Below are 3,701 nucleotides of genomic sequence, written 5' to 3' on the forward strand. Positions count from 1 at the left end.
AATGCCGGCCTGTCACGCCGGAGGTCGCGGGTTCGAGTCCCGTCCGGTCCGCCATATATCAAAAACCCTGTAGTCTGTCGTCTACAGGGTTTTTCTGTTTTAGCCCTACGTTTAAAGGGTTTTTGCCGGTTTTGCAAAACGGGCTTTTTCACTGTTTTTCCTCCTGTTCCTCTCTGTTTTTCTCTCTTCTTGGTTTTTTGGAGGAACCGGGGTGTCACTTCCTCCACTTTGTTTTTTCTTTTTAAAACAGTACTTTAGTTTAGTTTTTGGGCTGGAGGTCGTTTACGAGTTTGTTATTGATCACAAGGTAGCCACAGGGAGCTGGAACGCACAGACTAATATTGAATTAAGTACATAAACTCTAGATACAAAAATGAGAAATAAATTTCAAATTCTGCCAGAAGAACAGCCGCTGATTGAAGCTGCAATAAAGCTTGGCGATTGGCTTTGGCAACAGGAGTCAGTAACAAAACGGCAGAAACAATTCATAAAAGAGCTTCAATGTGCACTGAGTAATCTTCCAGATTCGACGCCAGACGTGTCTGGAGGTTATGGTTTCAGCGTATGTGATAATGAAGTCGCAACTTGGGATGGGGTAATGCCAGTACCGACCGGGTTATTTCGAGAGTGGTTTGTTTACTACCATTCAGGCGTTGAGAATGATGGAAGTATTGACTTACACCCTGCTGGATTTAACCCGCCCTGTCCGTGAGCTATTCACCACCAAACAACGCTTCACTCCAGAAGCCCGAAATATCAGCTTCAGTGAAACCCGGTTCGATATTGCCCCAAGTAATGTCCATCTTTCGTTTGCTGACTTGTAGCTATACATTTAAGTCGTCGTTTAATAACAATCCAATGCCATCTGCTCCAGCGTCGCCAAGTCAACCATTTCAAGTGCTGCCATATTGGTCGCAGCCAGGTAAACCGGCGGAGCGACACCTGCCTTATGAGCCTCTACCCAACGACTTACGCATAGACACCAGCGGTCACCGGCTTTCAGGCCGGGAAAGCCAAACGCAGGATTAGGTGTGATGAGGTCGTTACCTTTGGACAGGGAAAATTGCAGGAATTCATCGGTCATCCGGGCGCAGACTGTATGACTGCCAAAGTCCTCTGGACAGGTATGGCAATATCCGTTTCGAAAGAAGCCAGTCATTGGACTCTGACAACAAACCTCTAACTGCCTACCAAACACATTGAGCTGTTCAAACAGCAGTTCAAACATGTAAAACCCTCCCACGATAAACTCGTGGCCTACAGGATAGGAGAAAAACCATGTCTACGATGGATCGTAGTTTTTATCGGCGCAGGCAGCATCCATATTCAGCCTTACGACAACTCCGCATCTCTGTTGCCCATTGGCAATGTCAGCGAATTTAACTTCAGCTTTGGAGAAGATCGCAAAGAGTTGAAAAACTATATGGGCGGTGGTGGCTATCGTAATGTTATCGGTCGGGTGTCCGGCATTACTGTCAATCTGATAGCCCATGATTTCACTGCCAGCAACATCTCCCTGGCACTTCGAGGCAGTCTTACTGTGGCTTCGATCACGGCGGCGACTGATGCAGCGCAAAAAACCTATGGTGTGGCGGGTGAACTGATTCCTTTGCAGCGGTTACCTGATTTGAGTCAGGCTATCACGGTGAAAGACAGTCTGGATACCATACTGTTAGAAGGTAATGACTAGCAACTGATGAAATCTGGTATTCAGGTCATTGAAGGTGGGGGGTGTTGATGACCAGGGCATCAATGTCAGTTCACCCTACTCAAGGCTAATATGGTACAAGCACTCGTAGAGTCCGGGCGGGAGTTTACCTTGGTTATGGAAGGGTTGAATGATGCTCAGTAGGGGTTGCCCTTTAACATACGGGTACATCGAGTGAAGTTCTCTCCAGTACAGAATCTGGGCTTTATCTCTGATGACTCTGCCAGCATTCCTCTTCAACTGGATGTGCTGGCGAATACGGCGATTTCAGGATCTGGGCTGAGTTTGTTCATGCAACTTGATCTGGCGGGCTAGTCGCTAAAATTCACAGGTGTTCCTTTCCAATGGGAAATACAAAATCTGTGCATAAACGAGATGCATTTTTCTGTTTTGGTGCTAAAACGGTGCATATATGAACCAAGGAGAGAGTCTCATGCCCAGACAAAGCATCACGTTTACCGAGCCCAACGATAAGTGGCTCAAGGCTCAGGTTGACAGCAAAGAGTACAGTAGTAAAAGCGATGTCATTAATGACCTGATCAGACAAGCCCGATCCAGAAAAAGTGAACTCGAAGCGATCCGTGATGCACTGATCAAAGGAGAAAACAGTGGTATCAGCGAATTAACTCCTGAAGACATAGTGGCCCGGTACTTGAGCGAAAACGTAAAAATGGCGAGTTATAAGCTATCAAATGAAGCTGCTTTGGATATAGAACGCATCCTTGAGTTTGGCATTGATAACTTTGGCCTGGATCAGGCACTTCATTACCACGATAGCTTGTAGGCCCGTTTGACAGAATTAGTGAACTTTCCACTTCACTACCCGGCAGTGGAGCATATCCGCAAGGGATACCTTATGAGCGTTTACGGTTCTCACTCCATTTATTACCAAATTCAGGAAGATTATGTCCTGATTGTTCGGATTATGGGCAGACAGGATATCTCTGAAACATTTCAGGCGTAAGACGGCTATCAGTCTGCCAGATCTACACCCACCGGCTTTTCACGACACTGATGTCGCTCCTCAACTGTTTTAGTCGAGGTATAGGAGGATGCAGAAAGTTGGAGGGCGTTGTGTCTTTCAACAAGCGTAAAAACGGATTCTGGACGAGTGGTACAAACCATCGAGCTGGAAAGGCACTACTCACAGAATTAATGCTAAATGAGTAGTTACCGCCGTTAATGATTGTTTCATACTCGTTGTTAAAAGCTCAAAGCCATGTAAAATGGGCACCAGGTTATAAGTGCGTTTGATTCTTTATGTATAGATTTAGTGTTCCGAGCGTAGTGGCTCGTCCTGTTCTTCATAAGCGATAACAAAACTTCTAGCTCTACCGCCTTATCCGTGACATACACGGCAAGGTATTTTGCTTTAAAAAATCAGGATATGATTATGTCTACTACTACTGGTACTGTTAAGTGGTTCAATGAAGAGAAAGGTTTTGGTTTCATCGCTCAGGAGAATGGTCCTGACGTGTTTGCCCATTTCCGTCAGATCGTTGGCGACGGTTTCAAAACCCTGACTGAAGGCCAGCAGGTTGAATTTCGAGTGACCCAGGGCCAGAAAGGTCCTCAGGCAGAAGACATCCGTCCTCTGTAAAGATTGAGCTGCATATTATGTAGCTGATCTGCTTCACATGCCGTGAAGCTGAAAAGGCAATGCCGCGGGGTTTTGCCTTTTTTGCGTTTAAGGGAAGAGCAGAAGGAACAATCAAGGCCACCACTAACATCTGGCAACAGTTCAAATCACTGATCCCTGAAGGAAGCAAGGTGATAGCTACTATCACCTCACTCAATGGTAGTGGAACCAGTCAGGCAGAGCTAAGGGATGGTTCAATCATGACAGTGAAAGGTGAGTCTTTGGGAGTAGGGCAGAAGGCTTTTATTCAGAGGGGAGAGGTAAAGGGGGCTGCGCCGGATTTGGCGCAGTATGAAGCGTCCGTTTAACTGCGAATACCTCTACAAGCAGGAAATCTGCTGCACCCCCAGAATT

General features: G+C 46.3%; 8 protein-coding genes. 7 read left to right on the top strand and 1 reads right to left on the bottom strand.

Features of this window, described 5'->3' with window-relative positions; all coding sequences use genetic code 11:
• The first annotated feature begins 373 nt into the window (after positions 1–373).
• Entirely contained in the window at positions 374–712 is a 339-nt protein-coding gene (locus tag KDK19_RS19095; protein ID WP_257292634.1) for a hypothetical protein, read from the top strand.
• Between the two features lie 132 nt (positions 713–844).
• Here KDK19_RS19095 and KDK19_RS19100 read toward each other — a convergent pair whose 3' ends face one another.
• Positions 845–1,228 (bottom strand): DUF2237 family protein, encoded by a 384-nt coding sequence (locus KDK19_RS19100; RefSeq protein WP_257275289.1) that lies wholly within the window; start codon positions 1,226–1,228, stop codon positions 845–847.
• Between the two features lie 24 nt (positions 1,229–1,252).
• Between KDK19_RS19100 and KDK19_RS19105 the strand changes: the two genes are divergently transcribed.
• From KDK19_RS19105 to KDK19_RS19130, 6 genes are all read left to right on the top strand, one after another.
• The gene (locus KDK19_RS19105) at positions 1,253–1,690 is read left to right on the top strand and encodes a hypothetical protein (protein ID WP_257292635.1); all 438 of its coding nucleotides are present in this window, start codon (positions 1,253–1,255) and stop codon (positions 1,688–1,690) included.
• A gap of 192 nt (positions 1,691–1,882) precedes the next feature.
• Positions 1,883–2,023, top strand: coding sequence for a hypothetical protein (locus tag KDK19_RS19110; protein WP_257275287.1), 141 nt, complete (start codon positions 1,883–1,885; stop codon positions 2,021–2,023).
• Positions 2,024–2,141: 118 nt separating this feature from the next.
• Positions 2,142–2,492, top strand: coding sequence for a type II toxin-antitoxin system ParD family antitoxin (locus KDK19_RS19115; RefSeq protein WP_257275286.1), 351 nt, complete (start codon positions 2,142–2,144; stop codon positions 2,490–2,492).
• Positions 2,493–2,498: 6 nt separating this feature from the next.
• Complete coding sequence (locus tag KDK19_RS19120; protein WP_368736476.1) at positions 2,499–2,672, top strand: type II toxin-antitoxin system RelE/ParE family toxin; 174 nt, start codon at positions 2,499–2,501, stop codon at positions 2,670–2,672.
• Between the two features lie 429 nt (positions 2,673–3,101).
• Positions 3,102–3,308, top strand: a complete 207-nt coding sequence (locus KDK19_RS19125) for a cold-shock protein (RefSeq protein WP_257275284.1) — start codon at positions 3,102–3,104, stop codon at positions 3,306–3,308.
• A gap of 59 nt (positions 3,309–3,367) precedes the next feature.
• On the top strand, positions 3,368–3,655 hold the full coding sequence (locus KDK19_RS19130) for a hypothetical protein (protein ID WP_257275283.1): 288 nt from the start codon (positions 3,368–3,370) through the stop codon (positions 3,653–3,655).
• Positions 3,656–3,701 lie beyond the last annotated feature (46 nt).

It is taken from the genome of Endozoicomonas sp. ONNA1, from assembly GCF_024606325.1.
In the GTDB taxonomy this organism is placed as follows: Bacteria; Pseudomonadota; Gammaproteobacteria; order Pseudomonadales; family Endozoicomonadaceae; genus Endozoicomonas_A.